Origin of the sequence: Nocardia sp. NPDC004068, assembly GCF_042874315.1 — a bacterium.
In the GTDB taxonomy this organism is placed as follows: Bacteria; Actinomycetota; Actinomycetes; order Mycobacteriales; family Mycobacteriaceae; genus Nocardia.
The window spans coordinates 165,712-187,729 of the sequence record NZ_JBIAMW010000008.1 but is presented as its reverse complement, the minus strand read 5'-3'; the positions used below and the strand labels follow the sequence as shown (position 1 = coordinate 187,729).

Sequence of the window (22,018 nt, the reverse complement as noted above, 5' to 3'; positions counted from 1 at the left end):
GGGCTCTACAAGGGGTGCGGATCCGAACAAGGGGTGCGGCTGGGTTGCCTGTCCACGCGGGGGTTCAGTGCTCGTTATGACGTGAACCCCTTGGTGCCTCGCCACGGCGGGATCACTCAGCACCCCGCTGCGACGAGACCACTCAGTACCCCGCCACGAGCGAAGCGAGTGGTGGGGTCAGGCCGCCACTCTCGACGGCCGGAGGGTGTTCATCGGGGGGCGGTCGGCGAGGGAGACCTCTGTGGAGAGGGCCGTGAATTCGTCGCCTATCAACGGGAATTGGGTGAGGGCGGCGCCGGAGTCGCGGATTCCGCTGCGGCGCAGCATGGTTCCGACTATTTGGCGGCTCATGACGCCGAGGTCGGAGAGGGGGCGGTTGCGGTGGGTGCGGACGCCGAGGTTGACCTGGGCGATGGCGGACAGGCCGAGCAGGTCGTAGGTGTCGAGGAGCAGACCGATCTCGACGCCGTAACCGGGGGCGAAGGGGACCGCGGTGAGCAGTTCGCGAGTCCCCGCGTATTCACCGCCCAAGGGCTGCAACACCTTCGACAGGTCGGGACGCAGAGCGGACAGCAGCGGGCGGGCGACCAACTCCGTGACGCGGCCGCCGCCGTTGTGATCCACCGACTGCCCCTGCCGCAGCGGACGCCGGTAGTAAGCCTTCACCAGATGGGTGTCCTCGACCGTCAGCAGCGGGCCGAGCAGCTTGGGCACGAACATCGGATCGGGGTCGATCAGATCGGAGTCCACGAAGGCGATGACGTCGCCGCTCGTGGCGGCCAGCGAGCGCCACAGCACCTCGCCCTTGCCGGGCACCGGATCCAGCTCTGGCACGGCCTGTTCCCGGGTGACGACCCGGGCCCCGGCCGCGCGCGCCCGTTCGATCGTGGCGTCGGTCGAACCGGAGTCCAGCACGACGAGTTCGTCGACGAGCGTGCCGAGCAGCGGCCGGATGCTCGCCACCACCTCGGCGACGGTGCGTTCCTCGTTCAGCGCGGGCAGCACCACGGAGACCGTGCGCCCGTCCTTGGCGGCGACCAGTTCGTCGACCGTCCATTCGGGGCGGTCCCAGGTACGGGAGAGCGCCCAGTCGGTTGTGTTGTCGAGAATTTCGGGGTTGGTTGTCATACCAGACCTCGCAAGGTTCGTGCGGGGGGCCGGATGCCCTGGATCGCGGCGATCATGTCCACCACGCGCCGGGTCGCGGCGACCTCGTGGACACGGAACACTCGGGCGCCGGCCGCGGCGGACCACGCGGTTGCCGCCAATGTGCCCTCCAATCGCTCGGATAGACCGACACCAAGAGTCTCTCCGATGAAATCTTTATTGCTCAACGCCATCAAGACTGGCCACCCGGTATTTACAAGAACGTCCACAGCCCGCAACAGTTCGAGCCCGTGGTAAGTGTTCTTGCCGAAATCATGGGTCGGATCGATCAGAATCGAATCCTTGGCGACGCCCGCCGCGGCGGCCTCCTCGGCCGCTCGCACGACGGTCTCGGTCACCTCGGCCACGACATCGGCGTACCGCACCCGATGCGGCCGGGTCCGCGGCCGCGCCCCGCCGGTGTGACTGCACACGATCCCCACCCCCAACTCCGCGGCCACCCCCACCAGTTCCGGATCGGCCCCCGCCCATGTGTCGTTGATCAGATTCGCCCCCGACTCGATCGCCGCCCGAGCCACCCCGGACCGCCACGTATCGATACTGATCAACAGCTCCGGATACGCCTCCCGAATGGCCGCCACGAACGGCACCACCCGCCGCGCCTCCTCCGCGGCGTCCACCTCCACCCCCGGCCCCGCCTTCACACCCCCGATGTCGACCAGATCCGCCCCCTCGGCCACGGCCCGCCCCACCGCCGCCATGGCCGCCTCGTCACTGAACGTGGCCCCCCGGTCGTAGAACGAGTCCGGCGTCCGATTCACGATCGCCATCACCAACGCCCGATCCCCCGCCACCGGCCTCCCGCACAAAGTGGACAACCCCGGCGTCGAACTCATGCCCCCGACTGTACCGACCCCTGTCCCGCCCCTGCCTTCGGCGGGAACATGAGAGTAGGGCGACCCGGGAACATGAGAGAAGGCGAGCCGGGACCACGAGGGAAGCGCGAGCGATCCGAGCAGCAACCCCACAGCGGCCTACCACCCCAACGCAAGGCACCCCAGCCGCACCCTTTATTCGAATCCGCACCCCCTGCATAGCCATACAACGGGTGCGGATCCGAATAAAGGGTGCGGCTGGGTTCGTGGGCCTGGGGGGGCGGTCAGGGCCTGGGGGTTTTGCCGGTGGCTACCTCTTCGGGGTAGGTGTCGTAGAAGGGGATGTAGCCGTCGGTGCGGGTGGTGAGGACGTAGAGGTCGGTGTGGTCGTCGGGGGTGTAGGCCTGTTTGCGGAGGTCTACCTTGCGGCTCTTGAAGGTGGAGGTGGTCTCCAGTTCGGGGACGACGCGGATGAAGAGGGGGACGGCGTAGGTGGGGAGGCGGTCGTAGAGGTGGGCGGCGACGGCTTTGCCGTCGAAGTCTGCGCCGGGGCGCAGGGTCACCGCGGCCATACCGGCCTTGCCGTCGGCGCCGGGGACCTCGACGCCGTAGACGACGGCTCCCTCGATCGAGGCGGCGCCGTCGAAGGCGCCCTCGACCTCCGTCGTCGCCACGTTCTCCCCCTTCCACCGGAATGTGTCGCCCAGCCGGTCCACGAACGCGATGTGCCGCCAGTGCTGATCCCGTACCAGATCCCCGGTGTCGAACCAGCAATCCCCGTCCGTGAAGGCGTCCCGCACCAGCTTGGCCTCGCTCGCCTCCCGATCGGTGTAGCCGTCGAAGGGCGAACTGTCGGTCACCTTCGCCAGCAGCAGCCCGACCCCGCCCGGCCGCACCCGCCGCAGCCGCCCGTCCGGGAAACGCTCGGGTTTGCCTGTGGCATCGTCGAATTCGACCACCGCGTAGGGCAGCGGCCCGAATCCGGCCGTCCGATCCACCCCGAACGCGTTGATGAACGCGATATTCGCCTCGCTCGCCCCGTAGAACTCGACGATCCGCTTGATCCCGAACCGCTCGCGGAACTCGTCCCACAGCTCCGGCCGCAACCCGTTGCCCACCGCGAGCCGCACCCGATGCTGCCGCTCCTGCGGCTTCTCCGGCTGATTGATCAGATACCGGCACAGCTCGCCGATGTAGATGAACGCCGTCGCCCGCGAGGCCACCACCTCGTCCCAGAACCGCGACACCGAGAACTTGCGCCCCACCGCCAGCGTCGCGCGCGCCCCGAGCACCGCGCCCAGCGCCACCGTCAGCGCGTTGTTGTGGTACAGCGGCAGACAGCAGTACATCGTGTCGTCGCCGCGCAGCCGAATCCCCAGTGCGCCAAGGCCGTTCATGCTCTTGGTCCACCGCAGATGCGTCATCACGCTGGCCTTCGGCATGCCGGTGGTGCCGGAGGTGAAGATCAGAAACGCACGTTCGCGGGCCCGAATGTCCTCGCACACAGGCGGATTCGTGGCGTCCGCGCCGCGCGCCAACTCCTCCAGCGCACCGGACCACAGCACGTTCGCCGGTTGCTCGGGCAGCGTGTCGAGCGCCTCGCGACACTCCTCACCGATCACGTTCACCACGCTGTCGAGCAACCCGAAGCTGTGCGCCAGCACCTGTTCGCGCTGATTGGTGTTCAGCAGGCCGACCGTCGCGCCGAGCTTCACCGCGGCCAGCACCACGAACACCGTCTCCGGCCGATTGGTCATCAACACCCCGACCACATCCCCGCGCCCCACCCCGCGCGCGGTCAGCACATCGGCGTACCGGTTGACCTCCGCGTTGGCCGAACCGTAGCTGTAATCGCGCCCCTCGAACCGCAGGAACGGCCGATCCGGCACCCGCTCGGCCGCGCGCTGGAAATACAGCCCCACCGACGACCGATCGTGCCCGCGCACCAACATGCCGAGCGCGCCGCGCAGCATTCCGGGCGCGTCCCACGCCATGCCGGGCAGTCGGCGGGCCAGATCGAACAGGGAGACGTTACGAGCGTCCGCGGTCACGGGTCCTCCACCAGGATTCGAACTCAGCTCGGCCGGGCGAGGGCCTCGAACGCCGCCGCCAGGTCCGAGGTCACCGTAACCCGGTCCAGCGCGGCCGAACCGATGAACCCGGCACTCTTTATCTCATCGAGCCACGCGAACAGCCCGCGATAGTGATCGTGCGGATCGAGCACCACCAGCGGCTTGTCGTGCTGGCCGAGATAGCCGCCGGTCCACGCCTCGAAGAACTCCTCGAGCGTGCCGACGCCGCCGGGCAGGGTGAGGAAGGCGTCCGCGCGGGCCTCCATGATCCGTTTGCGTTCGCGCATGGTGTCGGTGACGACCAGCTCGTCGGCCGCGACGTCCGCGACCTCGAGATGCACGAGGTTCTTCGGGATCACGCCGATCGTGCGCGCCCCGCCCGCGCGGGCCGCGGTCGCCACCGCGCCCATCATCGACACATTGCCGCCGCCGGACACCAATTGCCAACCGCGCCGGGCGATTTCGGCGCCCACCTCGGTCGCCAGCTCGATGCTCTCGAGGGATTGCGTACTCGCCGAGCAGTAGACGCACACCGCGAAGCTCACCACTGATCCTCCGTGCCGATCGCGTCCCGGCCACGACTCTCCGCCGCCCGCAGCACGATCTCGACGACCTCGTCCACGCTGTCGGTGACGTGCAGCAGATCCACGTCGCCGGGCGAGATCTTGCCCGAGGCCAGCAGCGTATTCCGTATCCAGTCCACCAGACCGGCCCAGAATTCGCTGCCGAACAGAATGATCGGGAAACGGGTGATCTTGTGGGTCTGCACCAGGGTGAGCGCCTCGAACAGCTCGTCCAGCGTGCCGAATCCGCCGGGCAGGCAGATGAACGACTGGGAGTACTTGACGAACATGGTCTTTCGCGCGAAGAAGTACCGGAAGTTCAGGCCCAGATCGACCCAGTCGTTGAGGCCCTGTTCCATCGGCAGTTCGATGCCCAGCCCGATCGAGTAGCCGCCCGACTCCGACGCGCCCCGGTTGGCCGCCTCCATCACGCCCGGTCCGCCGCCGGTGATCACCGCGAATCCTGAGCGGGCCAGCGCCCCGCCGATCTCGCGGGCCGCCTGATACTCGCGGCTGTCCGGCGCGGTGCGCGCGGAGCCGAAAACCGTGACGGCCCTGGGGATTTCGGCGAGCGCGCCGAAACCCTCCACGAACTCGCTCTGAATCCGTAGTACGCGCCAGGGGTCGGTGTGAACCCAGTCGGTGGGGCCGCGACCGTCCAGCAAATGCTGATCGGTGGTCGTGGTGCCCTGTTTGCGATCCCGGCGCAGCATGATGGGTCCGCGGAATTTCGGCGTGGACTTCGGCGGCGGGGCGACGCCGTGATCGGACTCGGTGGACATGAATCCACGCTACCGATCCGCTACCGCCGCCCGGTCACGGACGCCCGACCATCCGGCGAACAACGTGTCACGCGGCCATACCCCACCGGCGGTGCGCGGTCCACCGACGGCGCGGCCGCATGGCGGACAACACGTCCGCCACGATCGACCGACGGCGCGTCACGCCCGCCCGGTCAGATACGCGCGCAAAATCTCGGTGACCGTGGTGATCTGGGCCGTGGGCACATGCTCGTCGACCTTGTGGGCCAGATTCGGGTCGCCGGGGCCGAAGTTCACCGCGGGAACGCCACGGGCGGCGAAGCGGGAAACGTCGGTCCACCCGTACTTGGCCCGTACTCCGCCGCCGCCGTGCGCGTGCACCTGGTCGACGAGGTTCTTGGCGGCCGGGGCCGACAGGCCGGGCAGCGCGCCGGGAGCGCCGTCGGTGCGCTCGAACTCGACGTCCAGACCCGAGAAGACCTGGCGCACATGCTCGGTCGCCTCGTCCAGCGAACGGTCCGGGGCGAAGCGGAAATTCACCACCACCTCGGCCTCGTCGGGCACCACATTGCCCGCGACGCCGCCGCCGACCCGCACCGCCGACAGGCCCTCGCGATAGACGCAGCCGTCGAGGTCGATCTCCCGGGGACGGTAGTCGCGCAGCCGTTCCAGGATGGGGGCGAGACGGTGAATCGCGTTGTCGCCCAACCACGCTCGCGCGGTGTGCGCACGAATACCGGAGGTGGTGAGCCGGGCGCGCAGGGTGCCCTGACAGCCCGCCTCGATCCAGCCCGCGGAGGGTTCGCCGAGGATGGCGAGGTCGGCGTCGAGCCAGTCGGGCAGTTCGCGTTCGATGCGGCCGAGGCCGTTGTACTCCGCGGCGATCTCCTCGCAGTCGTAGAAGATCAGGGTCAGATCGCAGACCGGGTCGGCGACGGTGGCGGCCAGATGCAGGAAGACCGCGTCGCCGGATTTCATGTCGACGCTGCCGCAGCCGTAGAGCTTCTCCACGCCGTCCTCGGTGACGAAGTGGCCGGGCACGTTGTCGGCGATGGGGACGGTGTCGAGGTGGCCGGCGAGGACGACGCGGGTGGGGCGGCCGCGGTTCGTGCGGGCCAGCACCGTATTGCCGTGGCGGAGCACCTCGAAGCCCTCGGTCTGTTCGCGCAGCGCCCAGGCGACCGTGTCGGCGATGGCCGCCTCGTCCCGCGAGACGCTCGGCATGTCGACGAGTGCGGCGGTGAGGGCGATGGGGTCGGCGCGCAGATCGATGGTCACCCCGTCCACCCTAATATTTCGGTTGCTTAAACTGCTCGTCGTGAGCACTCAGGGAGCATCCGCAGTCGGCCTCGCGACGGTGACCGTCAACGGCACGGTCCTCGACACCTGGTACCCGTATCCCGAGCTGGGCGAGTTCCGGCAGGCCGGGACGGAGCGGATCAGCGCCGCCGATCCGGAGTACGCCCGGTTCGCGGAGCTGGTCGGGTCCGACGAGGCCCGCCGGGTCGAGGTGGTCGCGGTGCGCACCACGATCGCCGACCTGTCGGCCGCGCCGGTGGACGCGCACGACGTCTATCTGCGGCTGCATCTGCTCTCGCATCGGCTGGTGCGCCCACACGGCGCGAATCTCGACGGTATCTTCGGCCTGCTGGCGAACGTGGTGTGGACCAACCACGGGCCGTGTGCGGTCGAGGATTTCGAGCTCGTGCGCGCGAAGTTGCGCGCCCGCGGGCCGGTCACGGTGTTCGGCGTGGACAAGTTCCCCCGGATGGTCGACTACGTCCTGCCGACCGGTGTGCGCGTCGCCGACGCCGATCGCGTCCGCCTCGGCGCCCACCTCGCCGAAGGCACCACGGTCATGCACGAGGGCTTCGTCAACTACAACGCGGGCACCCTCGGGGCCTCCATGGTCGAGGGCCGGATCTCCGCGGGCGTCGTCGTCGGCAACGGCTCCGACGTGGGCGGCGGGGCCTCCATCATGGGCACGCTGTCGGGCGGCGGCAAGCAGGTCATCTCGATCGGGGAACGGTGTCTGCTGGGCGCGAACGCGGGTCTGGGCATTTCCCTCGGAGACGACTGCGTCATCGAGGCGGGGCTGTACGTCACCGCGGGCACCAAGGTCTCCCTCCCCGACGGGCGCACCGCCAAGGCGTCGGAATTGTCGGGCCAGTCCAACCTGCTGTTCCGGCGTAACTCGCTCTCGGGTGCGGTGGAAGTGGTGGCGCGCAAGGGAACCGGGATCGAACTCAACGCGGCGTTGCACGCCAACTGATTCGGCGAGGTCCCCGGGTGGTCAGCGCCAGCATTCCCGTGTGGGGTGCGTAGGCGAAAGCGCTGACCGCGCCGGTGGATTCGGTGTGCACCGGCGCTCCGGTCTCGGCGTCCAGCCAGATGATTCCGGTGTCGAGTCCGAGCGCGAGGCGAGTGCCGTCCGGAGTGAAGCAGAGCGATCCCCGGTCCGGGCGGCGGATCGGTCGCCCGGCGAGGGAATCGTCTATCGTCCTGTGCCACACCAGGTTTCCGGTGTCGCTGTCGATCAGCACGAGCACACCGCGAGGGCCGTCGGTATCGGGATGTCCGGGGGCGCGGTAGACCCAGCTCGCGACTCGCGCGTTGTCGGGCGTGAAAGCGACTGCGCCCGTGAGGTTGTCACCGCCAACGACCGGGATGTCGCCCGGTTCGTAATCGAATCCGTACGCCAGTGCCCCGTCCGACCCGACCCGCAGCATGGTGTACCACCAACCGCCCTGCCTCGAATTGCCGACGCCCAAATACCTTCCGTCGGGCGAGAATTCGGGCACACAGGCCCAATCCCCGAAACCGGCATGATCGCCGACCGAAACGTCGTGCCGAACCATGCGTTCGACATCGATGACAACCACCTGTCCCCCCGACGCCACAGCCAGCAGCCGCCCATCCGGCGACCAGGCAACCTCCCTCCCCCTACCCCCACCCGGCAACAACTCGGCAGGTAATACCCTGGCACGCTTAAGATTCCCCCACTCCCGAATCTCCACCCCCGCATCGGTCACAAACGCCAACCCCTCCCCACCCACCGCCCCATACGGCCCACGCCGCCCAACCCCCTCCCCCACCCACACGATCTCGACAATCTCCCCCACTGCCCCCACCGCCCACACCACGAGCACCGCCCCCTCCTGATCCGTCGTCACCACCCGCGGAAGCTCAGGATGAACAGCAATCCCCTCCCCCTTCCCCACCCACCCGATTCCAGTCATCTTCCCTCCCAAGTGATCGCGCTCCGCATTCTCCCGCGAGATCCCCACCACTCGCTAGCGCTCGCGGTGGGGAACATAGGGACCGTAGCCCGCGGCGGGGAAACTGGAGGCCGCGACCACAGCGGCAAACATGGAGGCCGCGACCACAGCGGAGAACATGCAGGCCGCGCTCGTAGCTGGAAGCATGGGGACCGCCCGCCTGGGAACATGAGGGGCTCATTTGTTACGGGAACATAGGAACCGCGCCCGCAGCCTGGCACCCCAACCGCACCCCCGTCCTGGCACCGCTGACCAGACCTGGGGCCGCGCAGCTCTGACCACTCTCGCTGCCCGGTATCTCTGACCCCGCCCGCAGCCGGGAACCTCAAAATCGCGCTGCGACGGAAGCCCACAGAGCGCTCGAGGCGGAAACCATAGAGCGCTCGCGGTGGGGAACATAGAGCGGCTCGCGGCGGAGAACATAAAGCGTGCAGCAGAGAACATGAAGTGGGCAGCCGGGAACATGGAGGTCCGCAGGGCGGGGCGGGGCAGACGCCCCAAGCGCGCCCGTGACTGCCGCCATGAGGGCCGCGTCCACTAACCAGCCTGCCAACGAGCTCTCCCCCTGTCCCCGAGCGAAGCGAGGGGTTCGCCTACAGCGCAGCTGCGGTCGCGCACTACCCCTGTCCCCGAGCGGAGCGAGGGGTTACTCGATGCCGAAGGCGAGGATGCGTTCCGGGGTGATTCGGATCAGTTCCGGGGTGCCGCCGGGGAGGTAGGTTTCCACGTCGTGGAGAGGTTGGGCGGTGCCTCGGATTTCGAGGCAGCGGACTGTCCAGGGGGACAGGGATTTTATGTCGTCTACGACGAAGGCCACCTTCTCGTGTTTGGTGAGGTTGCGGAACTTCTGGGAGGCGCCGAGGTTGTGGCCGGCGATGTCGATGGTGCCGAGGGATTCGTTGTAGCGGAAGCCGACCGGGTTGTTCTGGGGGGTGCCGTCGGGGCGGATGGTGGCCAGGCGGCCCAGCCGCTGGGTGCGCAGATAGTCGATCTGGGCGGGCGACAGGGTTGCGATCATGAGGGGGAGCCTAGGACCTCGAGTGCGGTGCAGGTCAAGGGGTGAGGAGCTTCTTCTGGACCTTGCCCATGGCGTTGCGCGGGAGGGCGTCGACCAGGCGGACCTCGCGGGGGCGTTTGTGGGCCGAGAGTTGTTGTGCGACATGGTCGATCAGGTCGGTGGCGAGGTCCTCGGCGGGCTCGCCGCGGGGGACGACGAACGCGACGATGCGCTGCCCGAGATCGTCGTCGGGCACCCCGACCACCGCCGCCTCCGCGACGCCCGCGTGCCCCAGCAACGCCGTCTCGATCTCCCCGGCCCCGATCCGGAACCCGCCGGACTTGATGAGATCCACCGACTCCCGCCCCACGATCCGATGAAAGCCGGACGCGTCGATCGCGGCGACGTCCCCGGTCCGGAACCAGCCGTCCTCGGTCCAGCACTCGGCGCTCGCCTCGGGCCGATTCAGGTACCCGTCGAACAGCATCGGCCCGCGCACCTGCAACCCGCCGATGCTCTCCCCGTCGTGCGCGACCGCGTTCCCGGCCTCGTCCCGCAGCCGCGTCTCCACCCCCGCCACCGGCGTGCCGACCCAGCCGGGCCGCCGCTCCCCGTCCGCCCGCGTGGACAGCGTGATCATGGTCTCGCTCATCCCGTACCGCTCGACCGGCGCGTGCCCGGTCAGCTCGCGCAGCCGCTCGAACACCGGCACCGGCAGCGGCGCACTCCCCGAGACCAGCAGCCGCGCGCCCGCCAATTCCCTTGCCGCCGAGGGATCTTCGACGACCCGCGACCACACCGTCGGCACCCCGAAATACAACGACCCCCGCGCCGCCGCGTACGCCGCGGGCGTCGGCCTACCGGTGTGCACCAGCGGACTCCCCACCCGCAACGGCCCGAGCAGGCCAAGAATCAACCCGTGCACATGGAACAACGGAAGTCCGTGCACCAGAACGTCGTTCGACGTCCACGCCCATGCCTCGGCCAAGGCGTCCAGCCCGGCCGCGATCGCGCCGCGGCTCAGCATCACCCCCTTCGGCGCCCCGGTCGTCCCGGAGGTGTACAGCACGAAAGCCGTTGCCCGCGAGTCGGGTTCGGGATACGTGTGCCACGACCGCGCGTGCCTGCGCACCGGCACCATCGGCAACGTCGACCCCTCCGGCGCCTCACCCAGCCACGCCCGCGCGCCGGAGTCGGCGAGAATGTGCTCGAGTTCGGCCGCCCCGGAATCCGGCGGAACGGGCACCACCGTCACCCCCGCGATCAGACAGCCGACCACCGCCAGCACCGTCGTCACCGTCGGCCGCGCCAGCACCGCGACCCGGCCCGCCCCGGCGATCCGCTCGGCGACCGAGGTTGCCGCGCCGAGCACATCGCTGCGGGACAGCGTCTGCCTGTCGATGGTGACCGCGTCGGGGATATCGGCCCCCGCGGCAACGGCGGCCGGATTCAGTGAGCGCAGCAGCGGCGACGACGCGAAAGACACCCGCCCAACCTACCAATCCGCTGCTCGCGCCCCGTAATTGCGAAACGGTCACCCTCGCCGCGCGGCCGTTGACATGCCGATGACGCAATGAGAGCTTTGATTCACAACCTCTCGAGAAGTACGAGGTCGACGATGACCGGGCCACTTCGCGCGACGACGCACGATTCGCCGGTGCGGCGGGACGATTTCGACATCACCCGCTACCTGTACGGCACCACGGCCTTGTTCGGCGCGGCGACCAATGTGATCCTGCAACTCAGCGCGGCCCCCGTCGGCTACGGCGTCGTCGAGAGCACCGTCGACAGCGGCAAGATCATGCTGCATCCGATCAAGCGCACCCGCACCACGCTCACCTATCTGGTCGTCGCCCTGCTCGGCGACGAGACCGAGCGCGCCGCCTACCGCGAGGCGGTCAACCGGTCCCATCGCCGGGTCCGCTCGGGTCCGTCGAGCCCGGTGCGCTACAACGCCTTCGACCCCCGCCTGCAACTGTGGGTCGCGGCCTGCCTGTACTGGGGCGCGCGGGATCTGTACGAGCGCATGCACGGCCGGATGAGCGAGGCCGACGCCGACGCCTTCTACACCCATTGCGCCCGCTTCGGCACGACGCTCCAGATGCCGCCCGCGCTGTGGCCGCCCGACCGCAAAGCCTTCGACGAGTACTGGGCCGCCACCCTCGCGAGCGCGACCCTCGATCCGCCGGTGCGCGCCCACCTCCTGGAACTGGTCGACCTGAGGATGTTCCCGCGCCCGATCCAGTTGTCCTGCGCCGGTTTTCACCGCTGGCTGGTCGCGGGCCTGCTACCGCCGGATCTGCGCGCGCGACTGGGCATGACCTGGACCGACCGCGACGACCGACGCCTGGCCCTGCTGCTGCGCGCCGTCGGCGCGGTCGAGGAGCGAATCCCCCAGCGGCTCAGGCTGTTTCCGATGCACATCCTGCTGACCGACCTGCGCCTACGCCGCCAGCTCGGGCTGCGCCCGGTCTAACGCACCCGGAACCCCGGCACGATGTGCTCGCGGGCGAACCGCCGCAGCGCCGCGTCGTCGTCGAGCGGGATGACCGTCTGCGGCGTCAACGCCATCGACAGCGCGTTGCGCGCGATCAACTCGGCCAGCGGCAGCGGATCGTAGGACTCGAGCTTGCCCTCGGCCTGCAACCGCGCGATGAACTCCGCGAGATAGTCGCGCCCGAGCTCGATCACCGGCGCGCCGCGCACGGTCAGATGCGGCAGCACCACCTCCGGCTCGGTCTTCAGCAGCCGATCCAGCAGCCGATTGCCGCGCAACCCGTCGAGGAAGGCGACGAACAACTCCACGATCTGATCCTCGGCCGCGGCCCCGCGGTCGATCTGCGGTTGCACCGCGGCGTCGACCCGCTCGACGAACTGCCGGGCCTGCCGCAGCCCGACCGCCTGGATCAGATCCGACTTCCCCGCGAACCGTCGATACAGCGTGGCCAGCGACAGACCACCGCGGCGGGCCACCTCGACCATGCTGGTCCGCTTGATGCCGAAGTCGAGGAAGGCGAGCAGGGCCGCATCGAGCACCTTGGCCTGATTCCGATCCTCCGGACCCGCCTCCCGGACCAGCGGCAACAGGTTGGCCGGCTTGGCCATGTGCTGGGCCCCTTTCGGCGACACGAAACGATGACAAGGCGATCTTCCCATAGGATCAGCCGGGCTCCTATGGCATTGACAGGCCGGTCGGTTCGATGAGAAGGTGCGAGAGGAAGTTTCTCACCCTTCGTCCGCCCGCGGGCGCGAAGCCGGACCGAGGAGACGGATCAACGATGACCGCCGCCCCCCTGCGCTACGACCACGAGCCCACCGAGCCGCCCATCCGGATTCTCACGCCCGAGGACGTCCGTCCCCATCTCGACGGTGTCGCGGCGTTCCTGGGCGGCGCGGCCAACGTCGTCATGCAGCTGAGCCATCCGCCCGTCGGCTACGGCGTGCTGGAGAGCCCGGTCGAGAGCGGCAGCGTCATGGTGCATCCGCTCAAGCGCCTGCGCACCACGCTGACCTATCTCGCGGTCGCCTGGATGGGCACCGAGGAGGATCGGCGCGCCTACCGCGAGGCGGTCAACGGCTCGCATCGGCCGATCCACTCCGAGCCGGGCGCGGCGGTGAAGTACAACGCCTTCGACCCGAAGCTGCAACTGTGGGTGGCGGCCTGCCTGTACTGGGGCTTCGACGACCTCTACACCCGGATGCGCGGACCGATGGAACCCGCACTGGCCGAAGCCTTCTACCAGTACTCCGCGCGCCTGGGCACCACCTTGCAGATGCGCCCGGAGATGTGGCCCGCGGACCGGTCGGCGTTCTACCGCTACTGGGAGGACAACCTCACCCAGCGGACCATCGACGAACCGGTGCGGCGCTACTTCGACGACCTCATCGACCTGAGGATGCTGCATCCGGTGCCGCGCAGGATCTTCGGGCGGCTGCACCGATTCGGCGTGACCGCGCTGCTCCCCCCGCATCTGCGCGATCAGATGGGCATGACCTGGACCGAACGCGACGAGCGCCGCTATACCCGTATCCTGCGGGCGATCTCGTTCGTGTGGGTGCGGCTGCCCCCGCCGCTGCGCCGGTTCCCGTTCAATTACTACCTGCTGGACATGCGAATTCGCCGTCGCCTCGGCCGTCCGCTGGTCTGAACGCGCGCTGCGCGTGCGGAAGTCGGCACACGCTTAGCGAATTCGCGCCCGGGACGGCAGGATGTCGATCATGCGCGTCGTCATCGAGCTTCGCCCCACCGCCGAACTGATCACCGCCGTCGCCGATCCGGACGTCCGGGTCGCCGCGGCGGACGTCGCCGGGGAACTGCCCGGCCTCGACCTCGACCCGGACTTCGAGCCGGTCGCCATCCCCTGGCTCGGCGGTCCGAGTCCGTCGATGTCGCCGGAGCACGCCACCGTCGTGGTGCGCGGCCGAATCGGCGACGATCCCGACGAACACCGCCGGATCAGCGAAACCGATTCCGTCACCGGGGTTTTCGCCGACCCCGCCATCGAACCCGTGCTGACCTGCGGCGGCGATCCCGCGGTCGGCGACTGGCACGCGGTGGCGGCGCTGCTGCGCGCCGACGACCTCGCGAAGGCCGGATTGACCGGTCAGGGGGTGGCGCTGGCGATCGTCGACACCGGCATCAACGCCGCGCAGGTCGAGAAGGTGCGCGGCGGTCGTCTCACCATCGATGCCGCGCGCAGTTGGAACCCGCAGGGCGTCAACGGAACCGCGGGCGCCTTCCCCGTGGACCACGGCACCATGTGCGCCTTCGACGCGTCGCTGGCCGCACCGCAGGCGTCGTTCCTGGACCTGCCCGTGCTGCGCAGCGCCCGGCAAGGCAAGACCCAGATGGACGGCCTGCTCTCCGACGCGCTCGCCGCGTACGCGCATCTGCGCACGGTGCTGACGAATCAGCCCGCGGCCACCCGCGCGCTGGTGATCAGCAACAGCTGGGGTTCGTTCGCGCCGAGCTGGGACTATCCGGTGGGTCAGGCGGGCAACTACTCCGACAATCCGGCGCACCCGTTCAACGTGATCGTGGGCTCGCTGGAGGCGGCGGGCGCGGACATCCTTTTCGCCGCGGGCAACTGCGGCCGCGACTGCCCCGACGCCCGATGCGGGTACCCGGATCGTCCGATCACCGGGGCGAATTCGCATCCGAGCGTGCTGAGCATCGCGGGGGTCGACACGAAAAATCAGCGCGTCGGCTACTCGTCGCAGGGACCCGGGCGATTGACCGATCGCAAACCGGACGTGTGCACGTACACGCACTTCACCGGATCGGGGGCCTTCGGCGACGAACCCGACACCGGCACTTCCGCGGCGTGCCCGGTGGCGGCCGGGCTGGTCGCGGCCATCCGCACGAAGTGGTCGGCCACCGCGCTACCGCCCGCCCGGCTGCGGGAACTGCTCCAGCGCACCGCCTCCGACCGCGGCGGCCAGGGGTTCGACTACGACTACGGGTACGGCATCGCCGACACCGCGGCCCTGCTCGCGGAGCTGCGACGGACTCCCGATCGGGCGTAGCGTGGTGTGATGCTGCTGCTCACCGTCCAGCTCCCGCAGGGCGCGACCATGAGCGACGCCCTGCGCGAGCTGCGGCTCGCCGCGGACGATGTCGACGTCGACTACGGTCTCATCTGCGTCGACCCCGCGACCTGCCTGTTCGCCCTGCGGGTCACCGAATCCGCCGCCACCCGCCTCACCGGAAGCGGCACGGGCGCAACGGTTTTCGCCGACCCGCGCATCGAACCCGCTGGGCCGGAAGAGGATTCGCCGCCCCGCTAGCTCAGGCGGCATTGATCCGTTGGGCCGGAGGAGGATTCGCCCCCGCTGACTCAGGCGGCGATGAGCCGTTTGACGGCCGCGGCGATCCGCTCGTCGGTGGCGGTGAGGGCGATGCGGACGTGTCGCGCGCCCGACGGCCCGTAGAAGTCGCCGGGGGCGGCGAGGATGCCGCGGTCGGCCAGCCAGTCGAGGGTGGTGCGGGCCGGTTCGTCGCGGGTGGACCACAGATACAGTCCGGCCTCTGAGTGATCGATGCGGAAACCGGCCTCGGTCAAGGCGTTTCGCAGGATCTCGCGACGGGCGCGGTAGCGTTCCCGCTGGGCCGCCTCGTGCGCGTCGTCGCCGAGCGCGGCGGTGATGGCCGACTGCACCGGGAACGGGACGATCAGGCCCGAATGCTTGCGCACCTCCAGCAGTTCGCGCACCAACTCCGGGTCGCCGGTGACGAAACCCGCGCGGTAGCTGGCCAGATTGGAGGTCTTGGACAGCGAGTGGATGGCCAGCAGCCCGGTGTGGTCGCCGTCGCAGACCCGCGGATCGAGGATCGACACGGCCTCCTCGTCCCACGCCAGGCCCAGATAGCACTCGTCGGAGGCGACGATCGCGCCGCGCTCGCGGGCGAAGGACACAACCTTGCGCAGGTGGTCCACCCCAAGCACCCGCCCGGTCGGATTGGACGGGGAGTTGAGGTAGATCAGGGCGGGCCGCTCCGGGCCGAGCTGGGTCAGGCCGTCGGCGCGCGCGATTCGCGTGCCCGCCAGCAACGCGCCGACCTCGTAGGTCGGATACGCCACCTCCGGGATCACCACCAGATCCGCGGCCCCGAGCCCGAGCAGCCGGGGCAGGCCCGCGATCAGTTCCTTCGTACCGATCACCGGCAGCGCCGCGTCGGGCTCGACGCCGGTGATGCCGAAGCGCCGCCGCAGCGCGTCCACGACGGCCGCGCGCAACTCGGGGGTGCCGTGGGTGGCCGGATAGCCCGGCACCTCCGCCACCGCGGCCAGCGCCCGCCGGATCAGCGGATCGACCGGATCCACGGGTGTGCCGACCGACAGATCGACGATGCCGTCGGGATGTTCGGCGGCCCGTCGCTTCACCGAAGCGATGGTGTCCCAAGGGAAATCGGGTAGGGAGCTACTCACCCGGCCACGCGTCGACAACGGTCCTACTCGCTCGCCATCGGCGGTAGCGCGGCGATGAACGGCGGGTCGTAGTCGACCTTGCCGACCTTGGTCGCGCCGCCGGGCGAACCCAGCTCGTCGAAGAAGTCGACGTTGGCGTTGACGTACCCGCTCCACTGGTCCGGGGTGTCGTCCTCGTAGAAGATCGCCTCCACCGGGCACACCGGCTCACATGCACCACAGTCCACGCACTCGTCCGGATGGATGTACAGCATGCGACCGCCCTCGTAGATGCAGTCCACGGGGCATTCCTCGATGCACGCCTTGTCCTTCACGTCAACGCACGGTTCAGCGATGATGTACGGCACTGCCGCTCTCCTAGTCTGGTCCTGGCCCGCGGGATACTTCCGCGCCCGCGCAACAGTATCCCGGCACCCACACATTACTACTGGTCAGCCTTGCCTAACTTCTATCGCGGCGACGGCATCGGCTATCCCCCGTTCGCCGCCGTCGGATCGAGGTCCTCCGCCCCCACCAACAGTCGTAGCAGATCGCGGAGTTCGCGCTGCTGAGCGGCGCCGAGGCGGGTCAGCGGGGACCCCGTCTCCAGCTTGGCCAGCACGGCCTTGCGGCTGCCGCGGCCCGCGGCGGTCAGCTCGATCCGCTTGGCCCGGCGGTCGGTCGGATGCGGCACCCGTTCGACCAGACCCTGCGCCTCGAGCCGGTCGAGTACGAAGGTCGCGTTGGAGGGCTCGCACGACATGCGGGCCGCCAGTTCGCGGGCGGTGATCGGGGCGTCGAGTTCGCGCAGCGCGATGACCTGCGAGGGGGTCAGGCCGAGTTGGTCGGCGACGCGGCGGACGTGCCCGTCGAGCCGCCGGGTGAACGAGTGCACGAGGAAGCACACGTCGCGGTCGATCTCGCTGTCGACCGGGGTCTGCCGGGCCATGCGCCGAGTCTAGCGGAGATGATTACAACTGTGATAGTTATAGCTCGAATCATTCGAACTGTAACTATTAGGGGTGATGATGCGACTCCCCGTCCTGTCGCTGGTCCTGGTCGTATTCGGTTTGACCACGGGCGAATTCGTGATCGCCGGGATCCTGCCGGAGGTGGCCGACGCGCTGGCGGTGCCGGTGTCCTCGGCCGGTCTGCTGGTCACGGCGTACGCGCTGGGCATGATCGTGGGCGGGCCGGTGCTGACCGCGCTGACCGCCCGCGTCCCGCGACGGCGCTTGATCGCCGGGTTGGTCGGCTTCGCGGTGCTGGCCAATCTGGGTTCGGCGCTCGCGCCGAATCAGCCGGTGCTGCTGGTCACGCGCTTCGCGGCCGGATTGATCGTGGCGACGTTCTTCGCCCTCGCCATCGCGACCGCGGTGCGGCTCGCGCCCGAGGGGAAGGCGGCGTCGGCCGTGGCGCGGGTGGCGCTCGGCCTGAATCTGGGCATGGTGCTGGGGACGCCACTGGGGACCGTGGTCGGCCAATACCTGGGCTGGCGGGCCACTTTCGCGGCCGTGGCGGTGGTGAGCGCGGTCGGGCTGGCGCTCGTGCTGCGCTTCGTCACCGACCTGCCCCCGGCCGCGACCGGGCCGATCATCGGGGAACTGCGCGTGCTGGCCGACCGGCGGCTGCTGGCCGCCATCGCCCTCACCGCCGTCGGGAACCTCGGCGCGGTCATGGTTTTCACCTACATCGCCCCGCTGCTGACCGATGTGGCGGGCTTCGCGACCGCCGCGGTTCCGGCCCTGCTGCTGCTCTACGGGGCGGGGGCGATCGTGGGCAACCAGCTCGGCGGCCGCCTCGCCGATCGGGCCCTGCTGCCCGCCGTGACCGGACTGCTGGCGGCCTCGGCGGGCGCGCTGGCGCTGTTCTGGGTGGCGCTCGGAAATCGCCCGGCCACAGGGGTTCTCGTGTTCGTCCTGGGCGCGCTGGCCTTCGCCGTGATCCCCGGTATGCAGGCCCGCGTCATCGGCGCGGCCACGGGGGCGCCCACCCTCGCGCTGGCCATCAACGCGGCCGCCTATCAGCTCGCCGCGGCGCTGGCGGGCCGCCTCGGCGGCTGGATCGCCGACGGGACCGGGATGCGGTCGCTGCCGCTGTTCGCCGCAGTGCCCACCGCGGCGGCGGTCGCCTTCGCCCTGGTGCTGTCGCGCACCGAGGCGACGCGCCGCCGCGGCATCGAAACTAGCTCAGCGACAACGTCATAGGCGACGGCCGATGCGGTGGCACCCCGTAGACCGTCGTCCGTTCCCGCACCGGTCGGCCGATGCCCTCGGCGATCTCGTTCAGCTCGGCGACCGTCTTGGCCGACCCGTGCTCGGAACCGGCCATGCGGGAGATGGTCTCCTCCATGAGGGTGCCGCCGAGGTCGTTGGCGCCGCCGTTGAGCATGACCCGGGTGCCGGTGACGCCGAGTTTGACCCAGCTGGTCTGGATGTTGGCGATCCGGCCGTGCAGCATGATCCGGGCCAGGGCGTGCACCGCGCGATTGTCGCGGTTGGTGGGTCCCGGGCGGGACGCGCCCGCGAGGTAGAGCGGGGCGCTCTGGTGGACGAACGGCAGCGGCACGAATTCGGTGAAACCGCCGGTGCGGTCCTGGATTTCGCGCAGCACCCGCAGGTGCCCGACCCAGTGCCGGGGGCTGTCCACATGCCCGTACATCATCGTGGAGCTGGACGGGATGCCGAGTTCGTGGGCGGTGCTGATGACCTCGATCCAGGCGGAGGCGGGCAGCTTGCCCTTGGTGAGGACCCAGCGCACCTCGTCGTCGAGGATCTCCGCGGCCGTGCCCGGAATCGACCCGAGCCCGGCCTCCTTCAGCGCCGCGAGCCAGTCGCGCACGCTCTCCCCGCCGCGCGAGGCGCCGTTGACGATCTCCATCGGGCTGAAGGCGTGCACGTGCATCGACGGCACCCGCTTCTTCACCGCCCGCACCAGATCGGCGTACCCGGTGACGGGCAGATCCGGATCGATGCCGCCCTGCATGCACACCTCGGTCGCGCCCTCGACGTGCGCCTCCCAGGCGCGGTCGGCGACCTCGTCGGTGCTCAGGGTGAACGCGTCCGCGTCACCCTTGCGCTGGGCGAACGCGCAGAACCGGCAGCCGGTGTAGCAGATGTTGGTGAAGTTGATGTTGCGGTTCACCACGTAGGTGACGTCGTCGCCGACGGCGTCACGGCGCAGCTGATCGGCAAGGGCCGCAACGGCTTCCAGCTCCGCGCCGTCCGCGGTGGCCAGCGCCAGATACTGCTCGTCGGTCAGCCCGGCCGGATCGCGTTCGGCCGCGCGCAGCGCCGAGAGCACGTCGGCGTCGAACCGCTCGGGCGCCGACGCGGCCAGCTCCCGCACCTGTTCGCGAATGGTCTCCCAGTCGCCGAACGCGCCCAGCACCTCGTCGCCGAGCCCGGAATCGCTGCGGGACTCGGTGTTTCGGCCGTCGGTGTCGATCGCGGTGTTCAGATCGATCCGGCCCGCCGACTCCCAGGACTCGTCGGGCTCCTGCCAGGGCAGGCCACGCACGACGGCGTCCGGATTCGCCAGGCCCGTGCGCGCGTCCGATACGGCGGCCACGTGCGCCCCGATCCGCGGATCCACCCACGGGTTCCCGGCCCGGACGTAACGCGGGTGGGCCGAGGTGCGTTCGGCCAGGCGGAAACCCGCGGCCTCGGTGATCTCGGCGAGGGTGTCCAGATTCGGCCAGGGGCGTTCGGGATTCACGTGGTCGGGGGTCACCGGCGACACCCCGCCCCAGTCGTCGATACCGGCGGCGAGCAGGGCGTGACATTCGCTGTGCGACACCAGGTTCGGCGGCGCCTGCACCGCGACGTCCGGCGGCAGCAGCAGGCGGCTCACCGCCACGGTGGCCAGGAACTCCTCGATGTCGGCGTCGGGGGCGTCGCGCATGACGGTGTCCCGCTTGGCCCGGAAGTTCTGCACGATGACTTCCTGGATGTGCCCGAACGCCTTGTGCTGCTTGCGAATCGCGAGAATGGACTCGGCCCGCTCGCGCAGCGTCTCGCCGATGCCGACCAGGATGCCGGTGGTGAACGGCACCGACAACCGGCCCGCGTCGGTGATGGCGCGCAACCGCACCGCCGGATCCTTGTCCGGACTGCCGTAATGACATTCGCCCTTGTCGGTGAACAACCGGGTCGCGGTGGTCTCCAGCATCAGACCCATGGACTGCGACACCGGCTTGAGCCGCGCGATCTCCGCCCAGGACATGACGCCCGGATTCAGGTGCGGGAGCAGGCCCGTCTCCTCGAGCACCAGGATCGACACGGCCCGCAGATAGTCGAGGGTGGAGTCGTAGCCGCGCTCGTCGAGCCACTGCGCGGCCTCGGGCCAGCGGTCCTCGGGACGATCGCCGAGGGTGAAAAGCGCTTCCTTGCAACCCAGTTCGGCGCCGCGGCGGGCGATCTCGAGCACCTCGTCGGGTTCGAGGTACATGCCGCGGCCCTCGGCGCGCAGCTTGCCGGGCACGGTCACGAATGTGCAGTAGTGGCACTTGTCGCGACACAGATGGGTCAGCGGGATGAAGACGTTCTTGGAATAGGTGACCACCCCCGCCCGGCCCGCCGACTCCAGCGCGGCGTCGCGCACGCGGGCGGCGCTGCGGCTCAGTTCGGCCAGATCCTCGCCGCGGGCGTGCAGCAGCACGGTGGCCTCGTCCGCGTTCAGCGTCACCCCGTCGCGTGCGCGGCGCAGGGCCCGGCGCATCGCCGACGCCGTCGGCGGCGGGGAAGGAATGCTCGGGTTCGGCAGTTCGGTCACTCCGTCGATCATGCGCTACCCATCCGGACGGTCTCCTTCCAGTGCCTGTGAGCGAGGACAACCTCGCCGCCGACCACACTATTCCGGCCCGCGACGACACTTGCGCGACCGGCCGTTCGTGAAACCATGGGCGACATGACCGAACCGATCATGGCGGCGCCCGCGTGGCGTCCCAGCCCGCGGGCGAAACTGCTGTGGGCGATCGGTCCCGCGTTCGTCTGGGCGATCGTGCTGCTCGGCGAGGCGATCTGGATCGTGTTCGACGCGCGGCACCGGGCGATCCAGGCGACCGCCGTGGTGATCACCCTGGCGGCCGCCCTGTTCGTCTGCGTCGGGGTGCCGTTGTGGCGCTACGCCGTGCACCGCTGGGAGATCACCGACGAGGCCGTCTACACCCGCACCGGCTGGCTCACCCAGGAGAGCCGCGTCGCCCCCATCACCCGAGTCCAAACCGTCGACACCGAACGCGGCCCCCTCGAACGCCTCCTGGGCCTCGCCACCGTCACGGTCACCACCGCATCCTCGGCAGGCGCGGTCCGCATCACCGCCCTCGACCTCCCGATCGCCGAACGCACGGTCGCCCGCCTGACCGAGGTGGCCGCCGCCCATCGAGGGGACGCCACATGACCGGAAGGGCCGCCGCACACACGAAAGGCCACGTGGGCGAAAGGGGCCGCCGCGCAT

At 69.6% G+C, this 22,018-nt stretch carries 21 protein-coding genes; 7 read left to right on the top strand and 14 right to left on the bottom strand.

Annotated features, from left to right (window positions below; genetic code table 11):
- Positions 1 to 177: 177 nt before the first annotated feature.
- From ACFYTQ_RS21605 to dapE, 6 genes are all read right to left on the bottom strand, one after another.
- On the bottom strand, positions 178 to 1,128 hold the full coding sequence (locus ACFYTQ_RS21605) for a glucosyl-3-phosphoglycerate synthase (protein WP_387363596.1): 951 nt from the start codon (positions 1,126 to 1,128) through the stop codon (positions 178 to 180).
- The gene (folP, locus tag ACFYTQ_RS21600; RefSeq protein ID WP_387363593.1) at positions 1,125 to 2,003 is read right to left on the bottom strand and encodes a dihydropteroate synthase; all 879 of its coding nucleotides are present in this window, start codon (positions 2,001 to 2,003) and stop codon (positions 1,125 to 1,127) included. The genes ACFYTQ_RS21605 and folP overlap by 4 nt, the downstream gene beginning before the upstream one ends.
- Positions 2,004 to 2,266: 263 nt before the next feature.
- A complete protein-coding gene (locus ACFYTQ_RS21595; protein WP_387364247.1) occupies positions 2,267 to 3,976 on the bottom strand; it encodes a long-chain-acyl-CoA synthetase in 1,710 nt (569 codons plus the stop codon).
- An 80-nt stretch (positions 3,977 to 4,056) separates the two neighbouring features.
- Entirely contained in the window at positions 4,057 to 4,599 is a 543-nt protein-coding gene (locus ACFYTQ_RS21590) for a TIGR00730 family Rossman fold protein (protein WP_387363590.1), read from the bottom strand.
- The gene (locus ACFYTQ_RS21585) at positions 4,596 to 5,399 is read right to left on the bottom strand and encodes a TIGR00730 family Rossman fold protein (protein WP_387363587.1); all 804 of its coding nucleotides are present in this window, start codon (positions 5,397 to 5,399) and stop codon (positions 4,596 to 4,598) included. Before ACFYTQ_RS21585 ends, ACFYTQ_RS21590 begins: the two co-directional genes overlap by 4 nt.
- A gap of 159 nt (positions 5,400 to 5,558) precedes the next feature.
- Positions 5,559 to 6,656 (bottom strand): succinyl-diaminopimelate desuccinylase, encoded by a 1,098-nt coding sequence (dapE, locus tag ACFYTQ_RS21580; protein ID WP_387363584.1) that lies wholly within the window; start codon positions 6,654 to 6,656, stop codon positions 5,559 to 5,561.
- 40 nt (positions 6,657 to 6,696) lie between these two features.
- On the opposite strand from dapE, the gene dapD reads away from it, so the two are divergent.
- Positions 6,697 to 7,650, top strand: a complete 954-nt coding sequence (dapD, locus tag ACFYTQ_RS21575) for a 2,3,4,5-tetrahydropyridine-2,6-dicarboxylate N-succinyltransferase (protein WP_387363581.1) — start codon at positions 6,697 to 6,699, stop codon at positions 7,648 to 7,650.
- Here dapD and ACFYTQ_RS21570 read toward each other — a convergent pair.
- The 3 genes from ACFYTQ_RS21570 to ACFYTQ_RS21560 form a co-directional block, all read right to left on the bottom strand.
- Positions 7,625 to 8,554, bottom strand: coding sequence for a WD40 repeat domain-containing protein (locus ACFYTQ_RS21570; protein WP_387363578.1), 930 nt, complete (start codon positions 8,552 to 8,554; stop codon positions 7,625 to 7,627). The two genes, dapD and ACFYTQ_RS21570, sit on opposite strands and share 26 nt — an antisense overlap.
- 748 nt (positions 8,555 to 9,302) lie before the next feature.
- On the bottom strand, positions 9,303 to 9,674 hold the full coding sequence (locus ACFYTQ_RS21565) for a PPOX class F420-dependent oxidoreductase (protein WP_387363575.1): 372 nt from the start codon (positions 9,672 to 9,674) through the stop codon (positions 9,303 to 9,305).
- 34 nt (positions 9,675 to 9,708) lie between these two features.
- A complete protein-coding gene (locus ACFYTQ_RS21560; RefSeq protein ID WP_387363572.1) occupies positions 9,709 to 11,139 on the bottom strand; it encodes an acyl-CoA synthetase in 1,431 nt (476 codons plus the stop codon).
- A 132-nt stretch (positions 11,140 to 11,271) separates the two neighbouring features.
- Here ACFYTQ_RS21560 and ACFYTQ_RS21555 point away from each other — a divergent pair, with 132 nt between their 5' ends.
- Entirely contained in the window at positions 11,272 to 12,129 is an 858-nt protein-coding gene (locus tag ACFYTQ_RS21555; protein ID WP_387363570.1) for an oxygenase MpaB family protein, read from the top strand.
- Here the strand turns inward: ACFYTQ_RS21555 and ACFYTQ_RS21550 are convergent.
- The gene (locus tag ACFYTQ_RS21550; RefSeq protein ID WP_387363568.1) at positions 12,126 to 12,758 is read right to left on the bottom strand and encodes a TetR/AcrR family transcriptional regulator; all 633 of its coding nucleotides are present in this window, start codon (positions 12,756 to 12,758) and stop codon (positions 12,126 to 12,128) included. The two genes, ACFYTQ_RS21555 and ACFYTQ_RS21550, sit on opposite strands and share 4 nt — an antisense overlap.
- A 173-nt stretch (positions 12,759 to 12,931) precedes the next feature.
- Between ACFYTQ_RS21550 and ACFYTQ_RS21545 the strand changes: the two genes are divergently transcribed.
- The 3 genes from ACFYTQ_RS21545 to ACFYTQ_RS21535 all read left to right on the top strand — a co-directional run bounded on the left by ACFYTQ_RS21545 (position 12,932) and on the right by ACFYTQ_RS21535 (position 15,440).
- A complete protein-coding gene (locus ACFYTQ_RS21545; RefSeq protein WP_387363565.1) occupies positions 12,932 to 13,801 on the top strand; it encodes an oxygenase MpaB family protein in 870 nt (289 codons plus the stop codon).
- A 70-nt stretch (positions 13,802 to 13,871) separates the two neighbouring features.
- Positions 13,872 to 15,179: a S8 family serine peptidase gene (locus tag ACFYTQ_RS21540; protein WP_387363562.1), complete on the top strand. Its 1,308-nt coding sequence runs from the start codon at positions 13,872 to 13,874 to the stop codon at positions 15,177 to 15,179.
- A 9-nt stretch (positions 15,180 to 15,188) separates the two neighbouring features.
- A complete protein-coding gene (locus ACFYTQ_RS21535; protein ID WP_387363559.1) occupies positions 15,189 to 15,440 on the top strand; it encodes a hypothetical protein in 252 nt (83 codons plus the stop codon).
- Between the two features lie 50 nt (positions 15,441 to 15,490).
- Here ACFYTQ_RS21535 and dapC read toward each other — a convergent pair whose 3' ends face one another.
- The 3 genes from dapC to ACFYTQ_RS21520 form a co-directional block, all read right to left on the bottom strand.
- A complete protein-coding gene (gene dapC / locus ACFYTQ_RS21530) occupies positions 15,491 to 16,600 on the bottom strand; it encodes a succinyldiaminopimelate transaminase (RefSeq protein WP_387363556.1) in 1,110 nt (369 codons plus the stop codon).
- 5 nt (positions 16,601 to 16,605) lie between these two features.
- Positions 16,606 to 16,929 carry a ferredoxin gene (fdxA, locus tag ACFYTQ_RS21525; protein WP_251914113.1) on the bottom strand — a complete coding sequence of 108 codons (324 nt, stop codon included), beginning with the start codon at positions 16,927 to 16,929 and terminating at the stop codon, positions 16,606 to 16,608.
- A gap of 122 nt (positions 16,930 to 17,051) precedes the next feature.
- Positions 17,052 to 17,510: a MarR family winged helix-turn-helix transcriptional regulator gene (locus ACFYTQ_RS21520; protein WP_387363552.1), complete on the bottom strand. Its 459-nt coding sequence runs from the start codon at positions 17,508 to 17,510 to the stop codon at positions 17,052 to 17,054.
- Between the two features lie 76 nt (positions 17,511 to 17,586).
- Between ACFYTQ_RS21520 and ACFYTQ_RS21515 the strand changes: the two genes are divergently transcribed.
- Complete coding sequence (locus ACFYTQ_RS21515) at positions 17,587 to 18,768, top strand: MFS transporter (protein WP_387363549.1); 1,182 nt, start codon at positions 17,587 to 17,589, stop codon at positions 18,766 to 18,768.
- Here ACFYTQ_RS21515 and ACFYTQ_RS21510 read toward each other — a convergent pair.
- A complete protein-coding gene (locus ACFYTQ_RS21510; protein WP_387363546.1) occupies positions 18,746 to 21,346 on the bottom strand; it encodes a bifunctional FO biosynthesis protein CofGH in 2,601 nt (866 codons plus the stop codon). The two genes, ACFYTQ_RS21515 and ACFYTQ_RS21510, sit on opposite strands and share 23 nt — an antisense overlap.
- 114 nt (positions 21,347 to 21,460) lie before the next feature.
- Between ACFYTQ_RS21510 and ACFYTQ_RS21505 the strand changes: the two genes are divergently transcribed.
- On the top strand, positions 21,461 to 21,961 hold the full coding sequence (locus ACFYTQ_RS21505; RefSeq protein ID WP_387363543.1) for a PH domain-containing protein: 501 nt from the start codon (positions 21,461 to 21,463) through the stop codon (positions 21,959 to 21,961).
- Positions 21,962 to 22,018: the final 57 nt, after the last annotated feature.